This window comes from Paenibacillus sp. J31P190 (assembly GCF_059692075.1).
On record NZ_JCAUAS010000008.1, the window covers coordinates 127,501 to 144,997 of the forward strand.

General features: G+C 47.6%; 12 protein-coding genes. All 12 read left to right on the top strand.

The genetic code is table 11. The annotated features are described in order from the left end of the window. Positions 1-3 precede the first annotated feature (3 nt). On the top strand, positions 4-2,436 hold the full coding sequence (locus AC58U0_RS16480; RefSeq protein ID WP_497380067.1) for an alpha-mannosidase: 2,433 nt from the start codon (positions 4-6) through the stop codon (positions 2,434-2,436). Beyond that, entirely contained in the window at positions 2,437-3,096 is a 660-nt protein-coding gene (locus tag AC58U0_RS16485) for a class II aldolase/adducin family protein (protein ID WP_497380068.1), read from the top strand. It begins immediately after the preceding gene. Then, a complete protein-coding gene (locus tag AC58U0_RS16490) occupies positions 3,093-4,385 on the top strand; it encodes a four-carbon acid sugar kinase family protein (protein WP_497380069.1) in 1,293 nt (430 codons plus the stop codon). The genes AC58U0_RS16485 and AC58U0_RS16490 overlap by 4 nt, the downstream gene beginning before the upstream one ends. A gap of 25 nt (positions 4,386-4,410) precedes the next feature. Beyond that, complete coding sequence (locus AC58U0_RS16495; RefSeq protein ID WP_497380070.1) at positions 4,411-5,043, top strand: D-sedoheptulose-7-phosphate isomerase; 633 nt, start codon at positions 4,411-4,413, stop codon at positions 5,041-5,043. Next, on the top strand, positions 5,040-6,020 hold the full coding sequence (locus AC58U0_RS16500; RefSeq protein ID WP_497380071.1) for an ROK family protein: 981 nt from the start codon (positions 5,040-5,042) through the stop codon (positions 6,018-6,020). Before AC58U0_RS16495 ends, AC58U0_RS16500 begins: the two co-directional genes overlap by 4 nt. A gap of 11 nt (positions 6,021-6,031) precedes the next feature. Then, positions 6,032-8,179 (top strand): Sip1-related alpha-galactosidase, encoded by a 2,148-nt coding sequence (locus tag AC58U0_RS16505; RefSeq protein WP_497380072.1) that lies wholly within the window; start codon positions 6,032-6,034, stop codon positions 8,177-8,179. 25 nt (positions 8,180-8,204) lie between these two features. Then, entirely contained in the window at positions 8,205-11,312 is a 3,108-nt protein-coding gene (locus tag AC58U0_RS16510) for an FAD-dependent oxidoreductase (protein WP_497380073.1), read from the top strand. 123 nt (positions 11,313-11,435) lie between these two features. Further along, positions 11,436-12,947 carry an FGGY-family carbohydrate kinase gene (locus tag AC58U0_RS16515; protein WP_497380074.1) on the top strand — a complete coding sequence of 504 codons (1,512 nt, stop codon included), beginning with the start codon at positions 11,436-11,438 and terminating at the stop codon, positions 12,945-12,947. A gap of 96 nt (positions 12,948-13,043) precedes the next feature. Continuing rightward, positions 13,044-13,646 carry a hypothetical protein gene (locus tag AC58U0_RS16520; RefSeq protein ID WP_497380075.1) on the top strand — a complete coding sequence of 201 codons (603 nt, stop codon included), beginning with the start codon at positions 13,044-13,046 and terminating at the stop codon, positions 13,644-13,646. Between the two features lie 293 nt (positions 13,647-13,939). Continuing rightward, the gene (locus tag AC58U0_RS16525; protein ID WP_497380076.1) at positions 13,940-15,529 is read left to right on the top strand and encodes a hypothetical protein; all 1,590 of its coding nucleotides are present in this window, start codon (positions 13,940-13,942) and stop codon (positions 15,527-15,529) included. 85 nt (positions 15,530-15,614) lie between these two features. Next, positions 15,615-16,574 (top strand): ABC transporter permease, encoded by a 960-nt coding sequence (locus tag AC58U0_RS16530; protein ID WP_497380077.1) that lies wholly within the window; start codon positions 15,615-15,617, stop codon positions 16,572-16,574. Between the two features lie 30 nt (positions 16,575-16,604). Beyond that, positions 16,605-17,492, top strand: a complete 888-nt coding sequence (locus tag AC58U0_RS16535; protein WP_497380078.1) for a carbohydrate ABC transporter permease — start codon at positions 16,605-16,607, stop codon at positions 17,490-17,492. Positions 17,493-17,497 lie beyond the last annotated feature (5 nt).

A 17,497-nucleotide genomic window follows, 5' to 3' on the forward strand; every position in this document is an offset into this window, starting at 1 on the left:
TCAATGAAAGATAACAAACTCTATATGATTGGTAACGCACATCTGGATCCGGTTTGGTTATGGCAATGGCAGGAAGGATTCCAAGAAGCGAAAGCTACATTCCGTTCTGCGCTAGACCGTATGACAGAGTCCGAAGATTTTATTTTCACTTCCAGCTCTGCTGCCATGTACGAGTGGATTGAGAATAACGAGCCAAAGATGTTTGCGGAGATCAAAAAACGCGTGCAGGAAGGACGCTGGAATATTGTCGGGGGTTGGTGGATTCAACCTGATTGCAACATTCCGAATGGGGAATCCTTCGTCCGTCAAGGGCTGTACGGTCAACATTATTTCAAAGAGAAGTTCGGGGTAACCGCTAAAGTTGGCTATAACGTGGACAGCTTTGGGCATAACGGTATGCTGCCGCAAATTCTGAAGAAGAGCGGGATGGACTATTACGTGATGATGCGTCCAATGCCGAATGAAAAAGGGCTGCCAAGCCGTCTGTTCATGTGGGAATCGGATGATGGCTCACAAGTCATGACATTCCGCATCATGTATGAATATTTGTCTTGGGGCAAAGATTTGGAAAACCATGTTCGCCGCTGCTTGGGCGAATTCAAAGAGCCGCTTAACGAATTGATGCTGTTCTATGGCGTTGGCAATCATGGGGGCGGCCCAACGAAAGAAAATATCGAGAGTATTCGCCGCATGAACGAGGACCCATCTCTTCCTAAGCTGGAGTTTGCAACACCGGATGCGTATTTCAAAGAGATGGAGAGCAAGAACTTAAAGCTGCCGGTCGTTCATGATGATTTGCAGCACCATGCTAGCGGCTGCTATGCAGCGCATTCAGGCATCAAGCATTGGAATCGCAAGGCAGAGAATCGATTAATGGCTGCAGAGAAGTACTCGGCGCTTGCTTCATGGATCACGGGTCAGCCATATCCGGCAGAGTTTAAGCAAGCTTGGAAAAATGTGCTCTTTAATCAGTTCCACGACATATTAGCCGGAACCAGCTTGGAGTCGGCTTATGAAGACGCGATGTACTTGTATGGGGAAGCCATGGCTATCGCGGATCGTTCCCTTAATTATGCGGTTCAATCTTTATCATGGAACATAAACATTGAACAGGATGTAACCATGAAGCCGATTGTTGTTTTTAACCCTCATGCATGGGAAAGCCGTGTAAACGTTGAGCTGGAGGTAGGAGGCATCAAACCCACTACTGTTTTGCTTGATGACAAAGGGAATCCGGTGCCATTCCAGACGGTTCAATCACAAGCTTCTGCAAATGGCCGTTTCCGTCTTAGCTTTATGGCTGAGCTGCCTTCCATGGGATACCGGGTGTACAAGTTGGTGGCTGAGTCAGCCTCGCATAAACCGGTTGGCGAACCCATTCAAGCAAGCGACTTAGTTATGGAGAATAAGCGTTTCCGCTTGGAGTTCGATAAAGAAACAGGCTACATCAAAAGCCTGCATGATAAAGTGGTCGATCATGAAGTGTTAAAAGGAGATGGAGCCAAGCCCATCGTCTTGGATGATAAGTCGGATACATGGAGCCATGATGTGCTTCATTTTAACCAAAAGGCTGGCACATTCAAGGCGAAAAAGGTGTTCCGTGTCGAGCATGGTCCCGTTAAATCGGTCATCCGTGTTGTCAGTGAGTATGGCAGCTCGAAGCTAGTTCAAGATTTCGCCATGTATCCGGACCGCGATCAAATCGATGTACAGGTGATGGTGGATTGGCGCGAGTCCTTCAAAATGTTAAAGCTGGTTTTCCCTGTGAATGTCATGTTTAGCAAGCAAACCTACGAAATACCTTACGGTACGATTGAACGTGAACATAACGGTGAAGAAGAACCTGGACTAACGTGGATTGATTACTCGGGTGTGACACGAAAAGGCAACATCATGTACGGCCTCAGCCTAATGAATGATGCCAAATACAGCTACAGCATTCATAACCAAGACATGGCGTTGACTGTACTGAGAAGTCCTATTTATGCGCACCATGTGCCTTATGAGCCGGATCCGAACGGTGAGTATTCCTTTATCGATCAGGGCATTCAGCGTTTCTCCTACTCTTTGCTGCCGCATGAAGGTACATGGGAACAGGCTGGTACGGTGAAGCGCGCAGCGGAACTTAACTGCAAGCCGATTGCTGTTATCGAATCATTCCATGAAGGAGAGCTTGCGCAAACCGATTCCTATGTAAAAGTAAGCCGCGACAATATCGTTGTTAGTGCGATCAAGAAAGCGGAAGATAACGAAGACCTTATTATTCGTGTCTATGAGACGAATAAATCCGCTACATCAGCCGAGATTGAGCTGCCTAGATGGAAGCGTGTCATTAAGGCAGATTTTAAACCATGCGAGATCAAAACCTTCCGCGTGCCGAAGAATCCGGAATTGCCGATTAAAGAAACCAATATGCTGGAATGGGATGTGGAGTAGATGGAGGCATCGGTTTGGCAGCAGCTGCAGGAAGCCGGGCGTTACATGCTGAATAACGGCTTGGCTTGGGGAAACGCAGGCAATATCAGTGCGCGAACCAAAGCTGACCACTACTTGATTACAGCAAGCGGTACAGACCTAGGGGAGCTCAGCGAAGACGACTTCGTTGAGTGCTCTTTATTGAGCGGAACCTCATCCTCTGTAACAGGGAAGAAGCCATCCAAAGAAGTGCCCATGCATCAAGCGATATATGAATCTCGTCCTGATGTAGGGGCCGTGCTTCATGCTTCACCCTTTTACAGCACGATGCTAGCCTGCTCGGCAGAACAACTGCCATCGGAATGGTTTGTTGAAACGATGTATTATTTGGAACGCATAGAACGCGTTCCTTATTTTCATCCTGGTTCCCGCGAGCTTGGTGATGCGGTGCGGGAAAAGGCATGCAAAGCGAATGTGCTTTTCCTCGAAAATCACGGTGTGCTTGTCTACGACAAGAACGTAAAGGAAGCTCGTATGGCCATGCACACGCTTGAAATGGCTTGCCAAATGTATGTGATGGCGAAGAGTTCGGGGATTACCCTACGCAAGCTGCCAGATGACGTGGTTCAAAGCTTCTTGAACGAGTCGGGCTATAGGCCAAGAAGGAGGTTCTCCGATTGATTGGTATTATCGCAGACGATATTACAGGGGCAAATGACATCGGCATCATGTACGCTAAGGCGAACATCAGAACGCATGTCTACCCGATGGAGGCGTGGACGGGGAGAGATCAGAGCAGTGGTGACGAGCCGGATGTACTTGTTCTCGACACGCATTCCCGATTAGATACGCCGGATGATGCTTACACGAAGGTGTACCAGATGACGAAGCGGCTTCAGGAAGCTGGATGCGTACGATTTATCAATAAAACGTGCTCCGTTTTCCGCGGCAATATCGGGACAGAATTCGATGCCATGCTTGATGCACTAGACGCATCTTTTGGCATAGTCGTGCTTGGTTTTCCGAAAAATGGACGCACTACGTTGAATGGCATTCATTATGTACATGGTAAAAAACTGGAAGAATCCGAATTTCGAAACGATCCTGTGCATCCGATGCGCTGTTCCAATTTGGTTGATATTTTACAATCACAAACGGACCGCAGAGTAGGACTTATTCCCATTCATAATGTAGAACAAGGTGCTTCTGTGTTAGAGGAGCAAATTGCAGTGATGAAGCAATCAGGCTTTACCTATGTCATCCTCGATGTGCGTGATCAGCAGTCACTGAAGACCATTGCACAAGCCGTTAAGGATGAGCCGATTATATGCGGAAGCTCAGCTTTGGCCGAGGAATTGGCGTTGTTAGAGAAGCAGAAGGCCGTGCAGACGGGTGCTGCGAATAAGCTGCCAGCGCTTGGACGCTCAGCTGTTTTGTGCGCCGCAGGCAGTTTAATGCCGCAAACAGCTGCGCAAATTGCCTATGCCAAAAAACAGGGCCTGACAGCGTTGGAACTCGATTCCTTGCTCTTGTTTAACCCTATTGAGAAGCTGGCGCATTGCAAGCAATTGGTCGAACAGGCGTCGAGGCTTCTAAAGGACGGTCAGGACGTACTCATTCACGCCTCGAATAGTCCGCTCAAAGTGGCAGCGACGAAAGTAAAAGGCGCTGAACTCGGCTACGGCAATACGGAAGTGTCCGTTATCGTTTCGAATGCGTTGTCCGACGTCATACAATCGGTCGTCAATGAGACAGGGCAGCAGCGTCTGCTCATCGCTGGAGGGGAAACGTCCGCTGCGGTTTGCGATAAACTGGGCATTGGCGGACTTAGCATTTGGCAAGAAATAGAGCCGGGATTGCCATCCTGTTTAACACTCCAAACACCGCAGCGCTTTTTGGTATTGAAATCAGGCAGCTTTGGCAGCGAACCTTTTTTCATAGAAGCTATTGAACACTTGAAACAAACATAACCAGTGTTAGGAGGAGATTGGCGTTATGAGTCAAACATTGGAGCAGCTTTTCGTGAAATATCCAGACTTGGAACCGTGTCGTTCATCGATCCAAGAGGCATTTGAAGCTATGAAAGTGTCGTTTGAAAAGGGAGGCAAAATGCTGCTTGCCGGTAACGGAGGAAGTGCAGCTGATTGTGAACACGTTGTGGGCGAGTTGATGAAAGGATTCATGTCGCCGCGCAAGCTACCCAAGGAGCAAAGGGACAAAATGATGCTTCACGGCGAAGAGCAGGGGACGTATTTGGCTGATCATTTGCAAGGTGCGCTGCCGGCCATTTCGCTTGTCAGCCATACAGCGTTTGCAACAGCTTTCAATAATGATGTGGCGGCTGACATGGTATTCGCGCAGCAGGTATATGGCTATGGAAAGCCGGAGGATACACTCGTTGTATTCAGTACATCGGGTAACTCGGCTAATATTGTACACGCGGTGCAAGTTGCCAAAGCACTTGGTGTCTATACCATTGGTTTGACTGGGGAAGGCGGAGGCCGCTTAAAAGAACTTTGCGATGCGACGATTCGTGTGCCTTATCGTTCAACACCAGACATTCAGGAACGCCATCTGCCCATCTACCATGTGCTATGCATGATGCTGGAGGAGGCATTTTTCGTATGAGTCTTCTGCTAGGTGGCATTGATATCGGAGGTACGAAGTGCGCTGCGGTGCTTGGAATCACGGCTGGAGAAACCGTTAACATCTTAGATAAAATAAGCTTTCCGACGCCGGGAACGCCGAATGAAGCACTTGTGCAGCTTGGTGACGCGCTAGAGCAGCTGCTAAAGCGCAATCCTGAAGGTAATTTACAAGCCATTGGCATCAGCTGTGGCGGTCCTTTAAGCAGTAAGGATGGCCTCGTGCTGTCGCCGCCTAATTTACCTGGTTGGGATCGTATTGATGTGCTAGCCCCTTTTCGAGAACGTTTCGATGTACCTGTCGGATTGCAAAATGATGCCAACGCCTGTGCGTTAGCTGAATGGAAATGGGGAGCCGGGCGAGGTTCCCAGAATATGATCTTCTTGACCTTTGGTACCGGAATGGGTGCGGGCCTTATTCTAAATGGCCGCTTATATGCAGGCGCGAACGATATGGCCGGCGAGGTTGGGCATATCCGCTTAGCTGAGGAGGGACCTCTAGGCTATGGTAAGCAAGGTTCGTTCGAAGGGTTTTGCAGCGGCGGCGGTATTGCCCGGCTAGCGTTTGCGATGGCTGAAGACTGGTACACTGCAGGGAAATCAACGATACTTTCTACTTCTAAGGATCAGCTCCAAGAGCTCACAGCGAAAGATGTTTTTGAAGCGGCACATGCTGGCGATGAGCTGGCGATGCTGGTGATTCGTAAGGTAAGTGAGCAGCTAGGCAGAGGACTTGCGATCCTAATTGACGTCCTCAATCCGGATACCATCGTCATTGGCAGTATTTATGAACGGCAGGAGTCCATGCTAGCCCCTTTGGTTATGGAGGAGCTAAAACGCGAAGCGCTGCCGATTTCACTAGGTGTTTGCGGAATTGTTCCTTCGGGATTAATGGATCATGTCGGAGATGCAGCCAGCTTATCCGTAGCGCTTCATGAATTTGAACAACAACGGTTATAAGGAGGCCCTCTATGTTTCAACTAAATGAAATCGAACTTCAACATCTAAGTTCAAGCGGCTTGCAGGATGTTCTGGGCCGTATTGGTGTTACCGTGACGCCAGATACGGGTCCGGCATTGCCGCTTCTCCGCGGAGCAAACGAAAAGACTGCGGGAACGGATCATCTCGGTGATTACACAGAAACGAAAGTAACCTATTCGAATGAAGCAGACACGGCTGTTGTTCATTTACAGTTCCGCTGTTATGAATCCTTTGTGCTGACATCGGTGCAGGGAGAAATGAAAAATGCCAGCGATTTTGGCAAACAACACTGCTTTGCCGCTCAGAATGGCATCATCATTCATGCACAAGGAATGACGAATATAGATGGCTTAATGGCTAATTATCAGCATAAAGACTGGTGGACACGACCTCATTTTGACCCAAACTGGTCGACGCTGCCTGAACGGACACAATCGCTGCTTTGGTGTAAGGAATCGGCATTCTATCATTTGTTACCTGTATGCGGACCTGTGTTTCGAACGGATGTGTGCGGAACAGAGGACGGCTTGCAAATTCGCGTTTCTTCGCATCAAGGAGGAAGAACGCGCTGTGAGTCATTATCGTTTGTACTAGGTGCGGGAACTGATCCTTACCAGCTTGTAGAGCGACATGTGGAAGCTGCGCTGCATACCCTTGATTACCCGACGCTGCCTCGATCACGTAAACCCTACCCTGAAATCCTGGACTCTCTTGGCTGGTGCAGCTGGGATGCGTTCTACCATCAGGTCAATGAAGAAGGTCTGTTGGTAAAAGCCGAAGAGATGCAGGCTGCTAGCTTGCCGGTGCAATGGGTGATGATTGACGATGGTTGGTCACAGACGTTAGACAAAAAATTGTCCTCCTTTGAGGCAGATGTAGAGAAATTTCCTCAAGGTCTCGCGGAAACCGTCCGTCAGCTTAAGGAAAAGTATGGTATTCGTTGGGTTGGAGTGTGGCATACCATTGCCGGTTATTGGGGCGGTATTCATCCGGATAGCCCACTCGCGAAACAATTCAGCGATTATCTATACAGCAATGCCAAGGGGAGCTTAATTCCATATCCGGATGCGGGCCGCGGCTTTGGTTTCTGGCATGCGTGGCATTCCTTTTTGGAGCGTCAAGGTATTGATTTCGTAAAAGTAGACAGCCAAAGCGCCGTCTTGAACTTCACGAAGCATGAGTGGTCGATCGGTGAGGCTGCTGCTGCTGCTCATGAGGCGCTGGAAGCTTCTGCGGCACTTCATTTTAACAATACAATCATTAACTGCATGGGGATGGCAGCGGAAAATATGTGGCACCGTCCTAAGTCCTCTGTGTCTCGCAATAGTGATGATTTCGTTCCCCAAGATCAATTTGGGTTCGCTGAACATGCCTTGCAAAATGCTTACAATTCCTACTATCATGGCGCTTTTTATTATGGTGACTGGGATATGTACTGGACTAAGAATCATGATGATATTCAAAATGCTGTCCTCCGCTCTGTCAGCGGCGGTCCGATCTATTTCAGTGATGCCCCGGGCAACACGGATGCTTCAAAACTATGGCCATTAATTTATAACAACGGAAAAATCATTCGCTGTGAGCAAACGCCGAACCCTACGGCTGATTGCTTGTTCCTTGATCCTACGAAGGAAACCGTACCGCTCAAGCTGTGGAATATCGCCAAGTCATCCGGTGTCGTTGCCGCGTTCCATATTGGTAAATATACGGATTCAGTCAAAGGCACGGTAGGTCCGTCCGATGTTCCAGGATTGGAAGGCGATACGTTTGTTCTCTATGAACACTTCTCTGGTGAGATGAAGATCATGCATCAGGGCGAACAGCATGCTTTCGAGCTGCAGCCTGGTCAATGTGCGATTTACCTGATTATTCCTTCAGGGGGGGCTGTGACACCAATTGGTTTGTCGAACAAGTATGTAGCGACGGATGCGGTTAGCGATGTGAAATCGGAAGGTTCTACACGATCACTTCAGCTCAAAGAAGGCGGTTCGTTCCGGTTCGTGTCGGAGAACAATCGTGTTTCCGCGCAGTTGAATGGCAAGGCGCTTCCAGTCTTACTTATCAGCGAGCATTTGTATGAAGTAGACGTTCCGATGTTGGATGAAAAGCTGAACATTGTTCTTTCCGTATCGGAATGATGCGTGCATGTGGAGGAGAGATGACATGGACAAGACGCCCCAATGGGAAGCGGGAATTCCCGTATTAGCTAACAAAGATGTTGTTATCATCGGGGGTTCTTTGGCTGGCATTGCATGCGCGGTCGAATTGGCCAAGGCTGGACAACAGGTCATGATCATTGAGCCACGGACTTATTTGGGGCGGGAAATAACCGCCTCTCTTCGTCCGTGGCTTGACCTTTCTTCGCGTGTGGATGGGAAATGGCCTGAGCTGATTCAATTTGTCGTGGAGCAATCTGCTGCACAAGCAGATGCTGCTGACATGGCTCATATTCCGCTGCTACCAGACCAGCTTAAGCGGTCACTGGAAGATAAACTAATGGCGTATGGTATTGAGCTCATCTATGCATCGCTTCCGGTTGCCATTGTAAGTAATGATCAGGAATCAGGTCTGGAAGGCATCGTGATTGCTAATAAAACGGGCAGCCAATTCATCCGCTGCAGTAAGCTGATTGATACAACGGAAACCGCGATAGTCTCACGTCTTTGTGGTGAACCGTTGGTTGATTTAGCATCCAATGAAAAGGCAGCGTTTGCAAGGACATTGGAATTTACCGGCGTTGAGTGGCCGGATGAAGCTGCTAAAGACCTTACGACGTATGCGGTTCCTGACGATTTGGGACTATTGGGCGGCCAAGTCCGACTAATGGAGGGTTATCGCGGAAAGCAGCATCGCTATATTGAGTATTGGTTGGAATTAGCGAGTGCCAATGAGATCGCAGCGGCGGGTGAACGTGAACTGGAAGCGCGTAGGAGCGGCATGGCGTTAGCGGCTTATTTGGTAAAGCACGTTCCTGCATTCCGAAAAGCGGTGCTTTGCGGGTCGTCCTTCGAGCTTCACGGTCCTTTTCCGCTCAGCGGTGCGGAGATGCAACTAGGCAATCGCGGTACGCTGGCGATCGATACGCAGCAGACAGCGGATGGGATGTCTGGCATTTATAGCTTGTGTAAGCAGCTGCCTGTATGTCTAGATCCAATAACAGCAGTTAAAGCAGGTATGCAGCTGGCTAATGAATTACTTGGAAAGTGGACATCTAGTAAGCAAGTATTCACACCAAGTACACGGAAAAAGATAGAAGCTCCTACTTCTACTCCTACGCTCAAGAAGGTAGATGTGCTCGTCATCGGCGGCGGCTCAAGCGGAGCCTGTGCATCTATCACAGCAGCAGGGGAAGGCGTCAACACGCTCCTCGTGGATATGAATCCAGGACTTGGCGGAACTGGAACACTAGGCGGGGTAGATAGCTATTGGTTTGGTAGAAGAGAAGGCTTCGCTTCTCGGATTCATGAGGCTGTGTTAGCCGTACAGCAGGAAATCGGCTATAAGGGACATAAATGGAACATCGAAGCCAAAATGTTCGCTTTGCAGCAGGAAGCCGTTCGTCAAGGCGTCGATTTGCTGTTTAATGCGTTCACATATGGCGCATTAATGAAAGAGAACCGGGTATGCGGCGTTCAAGTAGCCACACGCTGGGGACCTGCTGCGATATATGCTGAGGTCGTTATTGATGCAACAGGGGATGGGGATGTGGCTGCTTTTGCAGGTGCGGAGTTTGTGTACGGCTCTGCCAAGGACCATACAGTGATGTGGTACTCCCTCGCCCAATATAAAACACCAGATAAGATTCAAAACAATTTTACAAGCATGGTGGATATAACGGATATCTTGGACTATACGCGTGCCATTATGGCTGGCCGCAGAAGAGGCGATCCGCAATTGCACGATCATGGCATCTATGTCGCTACGCGGGAAAGCCGGCACATTATAGGTGAAACCGTTATGCAGCTATCGGACCAGCTTTTGCAGCGCAGCTGGCCGGACGTCGTTAATATTCATTTTAGCAATCATGACGTCAAAGGGGTTAGTGGCGCAGACTGGATAAATATCGGACTTATCCCCCCTAATTTAGAAATTGAAATCCCTTACCGCCTGCTGCTGCCCAAAGCCATTGAAGGTTTGTTGGTTGCCGGAAAAGCCATATCAGCTACACATGATGCGCTTCCTGCTATTCGCATGCAGTCTGATTTAGAGAATCTAGGCGGAGTAGCTGCACTTGCAGCCGTACTAGCCGTTCGTTCAGGTGTCACACCAAGGGATATTGGGATTCACGAGCTGCAGGATCGCTTGATTCGAGAAGGGATATTACCTGAAGCGGTTCGAACTAGACGTCTTGCTCCTATTCATTATTCGGAAGAGGCGTTAAGAGGATTGGTGGATCAGATTGAATCGGAGCAACCGCTCTATGAATATGCCAATATGAGAATGAATGAAATTTATAAGGGACCCATTCCCTTTGTGGAAATATGCTCTCTAGGTCAGAGAATCGTACCATATCTGGCGGAAGCGCTTGAGTTGGCTTCGGGGGCGAAGCAAATCAGACTAGCGCAAGCGTTGGCGATGCTTGGAAGCCAATCCGCCGTTCCTGTACTGATCGAAAGGATCATGGAACAGCTGATAGGCACTGAGCTTCCTCGCCGGACTGCGGATATGATGTATGTCCAGCTCCCGCCAGATCATGGCGCGATGCCAGATGTCGTTTACTTGCTATATTCCCTCGGGCAGACAAGAGATTCACGCAGCATAGCTGTATGGCAGCGGGTGGTTGAACTCATGCGGCCAAGGGAAGAAGACTTTACAGATACGTGGCTTGGGCTCTATTACTATGTGGATGCTATCAGCCAAGGAGCAGAGCGGTTGGGAGACCGAGGCGCTATTCCTGTTCTGGAACAGCTGCATCGAATTCCCTATTTACATTCGCAAATGAGCTCATCAGCTCCGCAATCCGATTATTTTCTGGAACGGAGAGCTATGCTCGAATTGGTTATTGCCAGAGCGCTAGCCAGGTGTGGCAGCAGACTGGGTTATGAAGTGTTGATTCAGTATGTGCGCGACGGCCGATCTCTTCTTGCGAAGCAAGCCTTACAGCAGCTGCGGACACTTAGTGGACAATTGCTCGATAAGGATGTGGAACGCTTGCGTATTTGGCTGGATTCGGAGCGGCCCTATCGCCAAACGCACCCACTCCAGCTTCAGCTTGATATTGAAACGAACAGTGAATCCATATTACGCACTTGTGAGGAGGAGAAGAGATGAAGCTTCATTTGGAAGGCGATTTGCAAGGACTCGAAGCGGGACTAAGTGTTGTAAGTATGGAGCTAGGGTGCTCCTACCATCGGATTGTGACTGCGGGAACTTTCTCAGGATGAGGTGGCTACATTGTTTTTAGCTCTGGATATAGGTACAACGAACATTAAAGCAGGGATAGCTGATGAAAATGGAAAACTGCTGGCTACAGCAATTAGGGCTAACCGGAAGCACCAGCATGCACAGGGGTATGTTTACTATGATCCGCAGCATCTGTGGAACGCCGTGGTTGATCTTATCAACGAAGTGGTAACAGGAGCACGCGTTACAACTATTCGTTCAGTGGGCATAACTAGTATGGCTGAAAGCGGGCTGCTTGTTGATCGCCAAACGGGCGCAGCCAAGACGATGATTATTCCTTGGTTTGAGACGTGTGCCTTACCGTATGAGGCGCGGATAAAAAGTGAAATTGACGCTTACGAGCAGTTTTGCCAAAGCGGACTCCATCCGTCTTTTAAGCAAGGGCTGTCGAAGCTGCTTTGGATACAGGAAACGCAGCCCGAGGCGCTTGAAGGCACCGTTTGGCTATCCGTTTCCTCCTTTGTCGCTTATTTACTTACAGGAAGGTTTGCGGAAGAGGAAACACTTGCTGCCCGAACATTCGTGTATCGCATGGATAAGCAGGCGTGGAATCTGCCGTTAATCCAGCATTTTGGACTTAAAGAAAGTCATTTTCCAACTGTAGTTGCAACGGGAACTTCCATAGGAACCGTGCTGCCTGAAGTTAGTCGGAGGCTAGGTTTAGGAGTTGAAACAGCCGTTTGTCTTGCCGGCCACGATCATGTATGTGCTTCCTTGACAATTGGTCAGTCAGAGGTCGGGCGTGTCTATAATTCCATGGGCACTGCGGAAACGTTGGTGGGGCACTTCGGCATTAGGACGCTTGGAGAAGCCGATTACCATTCCGGTCTTGCCTTCGGACGCCATCCACTGCCGGGTCAAATGTTCTGGATGGGCGGTCACTCAGCCTCCGGGGGTTCAGTGGAATGGCTGCGGGATCTTTTGGATAAAGGAGATTTATCCTATTCCGAAATTCTAGATATGTTGGATCAGGTAGCCCTTACTCCGACAGGTATCCTGTACTACCCTTATTTGTCAGGTTGCGGTGCACCCTCTCCGAATGCCTTGGCAAAGGCTGGCTGGATTGGCCTTACTACGCGTCATAGTCGAGGCGATATGTTCAAGGCCATATTGGAAGGAAACGCGTACCAGATGGAATGGCTGAGGCAGGAAGCTGAAAAAGTAGGGAGAGAGCCCATCAATAAACTAATTGTTGTCGGTGGAGGTGCCAAGAATAAACACTGGCTGCAAATAAAAGCAGACGTCTCCGGCATCGAGCTCCAGCATCCGAATTTGCCGGAAGCGACACTGCTTGGCGCAGCTTTAATGGCGGGGGTCGGTTCTGGTGTGTATACTTCGTTCGAGGAGGCCATACTTGCTCTTCCGGAACTAGAGTCACAAGATTACGTGCCTGACCCACTGAGACACACGCAATATCGGTCCATGTTCGAGAATGGGTTCTCGCGCTTTCGTCCTATGCTTCTAGAATACGACATGTGGCTAAGTCAGCAGTCAAAAAGCTAACCTTAACAGGCTAGCTTTTTTTTGTGCAACAATGATATTCTGGAACAAATATAATTTAAAGGGAGAATAAGGAATTGAGAAATCGGAGGTTAAGCTTTGAGAAAAGGTTTTAGAATCATCAGCCTCATTATCGTACTCATTTTGAGTTATATCGTTGTCGCGCCCTATCAATATAGCATGACAGCCATGCAATTTTATGTGGTAACCATAGCATGTATAGTGCTTTCATGCCTGCATATCTTCCTATTTGCCAAAAGAATTACACTTGAAAAAGGTGTAGGTATTGTATTTCTATTATCAACAATCGTCTTCTCACTGGTAGAAATTCACCACCAAATCCCTAATTTAAGAATCAAGCAAAGGATAGAACCCTTTGTTCATAATGCGCCAATTAAAATAATAGGATTTACTACATCTCAATCGGCTTCTCTACCAGGTGATCCCAGCAAAAATGAATTAAGCGAAGCTCAAGGATCTAGAACTATACTTCTAGAAAAAACGATAACTCCTGGAAAGAGTGTAGATAGGTATACGGTTTTGTTTAAACGTCCTCTCATTATTAATCATGTCGATGTATCCAGAAAGTTTTGTTTTGACTTAATCTTCTGTAACTATTACTATGTCGGCTATGTTGATATCGACCCTGATAAGGATGAGTTGATCGCATTTTCAGTGATGAATAAAGGGGTAGGGAAATAGGCTATCATTGTAATGCTAACGAATAACTCGGAAAATGGAAACGAATGATGGCAAGAAATGACAAAGCGTATTACAATTTATCAGGAACGTTAATCAGAGTGCGGTCCATAGGGCTGCATTTTTTTTGTGTAAATTAAAACGTCATTTCTGTATTATGACCACTATTTCTTGAAATCGTCTGCTAGTTTCGCTAGTTCGGCGGACCTATAATGAAGTCAAGTAAACGTCATCATTTAGCTTTTACAGGGGGTAAATGTTTACGGCCAGTATATAAACAGGAGGGTGTATATCAAATGAAAAAATTGGTAGTGCTAGGACTTGCTACAATGTTTGCGCTTACAGCATGCTCGGACAACAAAGCAACAACAACAGAAACTCCAAAAGCAACTGGAAACGCTAAACCAGCCAAGCTGTCGCTTAACTGGTCCGTCATGAATGGAAATCTCGGGAATGTGACACTGCCTTCCGCAGACAAAGATTTCGTCAAAAAAGTAATTGAAGAGAAATTTAACGTGGACTTGAAAATCGATTATATGGTGACTGGTAAAGAATATCATGACAAGTTGAATGCTACTTTGGCAGGCGGAAGCGCTCCTGATCTATTCATCGCGGGCGGTGCCGAGTCCCAGAAGTACATTAACGATGGAATTTCCGCTAACCTGAGCACATTCGTTACGAAAGAAACGATGCCTAATTACTTCAAGTGGGTAACGAAAGAAGAAGTAGATGCTTTCCAACTCAAGCAGGGTGAGTTCACTCGCGGCATGGTGCCTTTCTCACGTAACACCTATGCTTCCTGGTATATTCGACAAGACTGGCTCGATAAGCTGGGGTTGAAGTCTCCCAAAAATTACGAGGAACTGACCAACGTATTAACCCAGTTCACGAAAGCTGACCCGGATGGCAACGGAAAGCAGGATACTTATGGCTTTACGGCAGCAGGCATGGGGCAAAATCTTCCTTTCGACTTCCCGCAATGGTTGAATAACGGCTTTGTAGCTGACTTCATGATCGTCGACAACAGCTATGTAGACAATCGTACGGATCTTAAAGTACAAGGTGTTATCGATCAAGTGGTGGAATGGAACAAAGCTGGAATCGTAGATCCGGACTGGTTCCTGAACAAGCCGCCAGCTCATTTTGATAAAGCTTCTCAAGGCAGAGTCGGAATGTTCTTCACGGCTGGCGACAAAACAGTGGCGCTGGACAGTGTGGCTACAAGCGTACAAAATCGTACGAAAGCTCTTGATCCAAAAGCCAATTGGCAGCCTATTTACCCGCTCGACAAACCGATCATGTGGAAATACAACGTTCCTACTGACACGTTCTTGATAAGCAAAGCTACAGCCGATAAGAGTCCGGACAAAGTGAAGCGTTCCTTGGAAATCGTCAACTGGCTTGAAGGTGAAGAAGGCTTCTTGCTGACCCACTTCGGACAAGAAGGTAAGCACTACACGAAATCTGGCAACAAGATTACTTTAAATGTAGCAGCTTTCGAAGCTGATGTCGCCAAAGCAGGCAACTGGTTGAATGTGTATGCTGCATTTACACCGGAAGATCCTAATGTACTCGGATTTGAACTGATTGATTCCCGTGTTTCCGAGCATGACCGTGCGATTCTGAAAACGGTTGAAGGCTTCCCGAAACATAATGCATTGCCACCAGTAAGCTTAGTTCCTCCTGCAGGCATCAACATCGGGGATTTCCGCAAAGAAATGAGCAAATTCCATGCCAAAGCAGTGCTTGAAGACAAGAGCGGTAAAAATTGGCCGCAATACCGTGAAGAACTGATGACCAAGTTCAAAGGAAGAGAAATTTTCACCGAGTATACCAAACAATTGAACTCCGTTATGAAAGATAAGAAACTAAACGATTTTAAATAAACGTGTCGAGGCATCGAGGGGAACCCTGGGTTGTTCATGGGTTCCTTCTGCCTTCCAACAGAGATACGGCTAGGAGGATATGGCGATGGCGGAAACCACAACTGCATTGAAAGAGAAACCTACAGCTGCACGCCCTGTGAGGCAAGGTAAACTACGAAGCATATACCACAGCAGATGGTTCTACATCATGATGATACCCGGACTGGTCTATTATATTCTGTTTCATTATGCTCCTATGATGGGAACCTTGATTGCTTTTCAGAACTATAACTTAATGAAGGGGATCTGGGGGAGTCCTTGGGTCGGCTTCGATAATTTTCGAGTTATTTTCGATAATCCTGAATTTTATCAAATTATGAGAAACACGCTGTTAATCAGTGTTTACAAAATTGTGGGCAACATGGTGCCTGATGTTATCCTTGCTCTTATGCTGAATGAGGTCAGGGTACTTTGGTTTAAGAGAGCGGTGCAAACGATTACTTACGGGCCTTATTTTCTATCCTGGGTCATCGTATATGGATTAGCTTTTTCTTTCCTTGCTCCGGGCTCCGGATTGATTAGTACGTTTGTACGCGATATGGGTTGGGGACAAATTGATTTATTGACGAACAAGGATTTCTTTAGACCGATGCTGGTACTATCAGAAATTTGGAAAAATACCGGATTCGGAGCCATCATCTATTTGGCGGCTTTGGCATCCATCAACCAGGAACTTTATGAAGCTGCCGTCGTGGATGGTGCAGGACGTTGGCGTCAGCTCTGGCATATAACGCTGCCTGGTATCCGTGATGTATTCGTGCTCATGTTGATTATTAGAATCGGCGGCATACTGGATGCAGGCTTCGATCAGGTTTTCATCTTCTTGAATGCCCGGGTGTATGATGTCGGGGATATTGTGGATACATGGGTTTATCGATATGGCTTTGAGCGTCTGGAGTTTGGCGTTGCAGCAGCTATGGGTGTGTTCAAATCCTTGGTAGGGCTCATTTTGGTTATAGGTGCAAACAAGCTGGCCAAGAAAGTCGGAGGTTCCGGCATATGGTAGATTGCATTTTGGAAAAGGAGGGGGTTTACGATGTCATTCGTACTCCAAAAATCAAAAGGGGATAAGGTTGCTGATGCGGCTATAAATACCGTTCTGACCTTGTTTGCCCTCGTCACCTTGTTTCCGCTTTACTATGTCGTTGTCGTTTCGTTGACTCCTTATATAGAAGTCATGAGGAATGGCGGTTTCGTAATTTGGCCCGAGCATTTAACTTTTCAAGCTTATAAAGAAATATTCGGAAGCGCGCGTATTCCCCAAGCGTTGAAAATTACCGTATTCATCACGGTTGTAGGCACGACTTTGAATCTTGTAGTCACTACGCTGTTGGCGTACCCGCTATCCAAGAAGTCAGTTCCAGGCCGTAATTTTATCTTGATGGCGCTCGTTTTCACGATGATTTTTAGCGGAGGAATCATTCCACTTTACATTATGGTTCGCAGTCTTGGATTGTACGATTCGGTCTGGGCGCTCGTTATTCCAGGAATGGTCTCCACGTTTAACTTATTGATTGTCAAAACGTACTTTGAAAACCTCCCAGCTGAAGTAGAGGAGGCAGCGAAGGTGGACGGTTGCGGAGATATACAGACACTATTTCGCATTGTTCTTCCACTATCGGCGCCCATTATGGCTACGATTGGTTTGTTCTACGGAGTTACGCATTGGAACGAATATTTCAAAGGTATCTTTTATATTTCCGACAAAACGCTTATGCCCATGCAGGTCGTGCTGAGAAGCATGATTCAAGCGCCGAATGTCAGCTCTGAACTGTCGATTAATTCATTGGCTTTAGACGCGCTGCCTCCGGAAACGATCAAGATGGCTGTAGTTGTTGTAGCGACATTACCGCTCCTGATCATCTATCCGTTCCTGCAAAAATATTTTGTCAAAGGTGCATTGTTAGGCTCCGTTAAGGGGTAATGGTG

Coding starts and splice junctions, on each gene's coding strand:
- AC58U0_RS16495 (WP_497380070.1), top strand. CDS start 4,411: ATGAGTCAAACATTGGAGCAGCTTTTCGTGAAATATCCAGACTTGGAA.
- AC58U0_RS16510 (WP_497380073.1), top strand. CDS start 8,205: ATGGACAAGACGCCCCAATGGGAAGCGGGAATTCCCGTATTAGCTAAC.
- AC58U0_RS16525 (WP_497380076.1), top strand. CDS start 13,940: ATGAAAAAATTGGTAGTGCTAGGACTTGCTACAATGTTTGCGCTTACA.
- AC58U0_RS16505 (WP_497380072.1), top strand. CDS start 6,032: ATGTTTCAACTAAATGAAATCGAACTTCAACATCTAAGTTCAAGCGGC.
- AC58U0_RS16480 (WP_497380067.1), top strand. CDS start 4: ATGAAAGATAACAAACTCTATATGATTGGTAACGCACATCTGGATCCG.
- AC58U0_RS16535 (WP_497380078.1), top strand. CDS start 16,605: ATGTCATTCGTACTCCAAAAATCAAAAGGGGATAAGGTTGCTGATGCG.
- AC58U0_RS16485 (WP_497380068.1), top strand. CDS start 2,437: ATGGAGGCATCGGTTTGGCAGCAGCTGCAGGAAGCCGGGCGTTACATG.
- AC58U0_RS16500 (WP_497380071.1), top strand. CDS start 5,040: ATGAGTCTTCTGCTAGGTGGCATTGATATCGGAGGTACGAAGTGCGCT.
- AC58U0_RS16530 (WP_497380077.1), top strand. CDS start 15,615: ATGGCGGAAACCACAACTGCATTGAAAGAGAAACCTACAGCTGCACGC.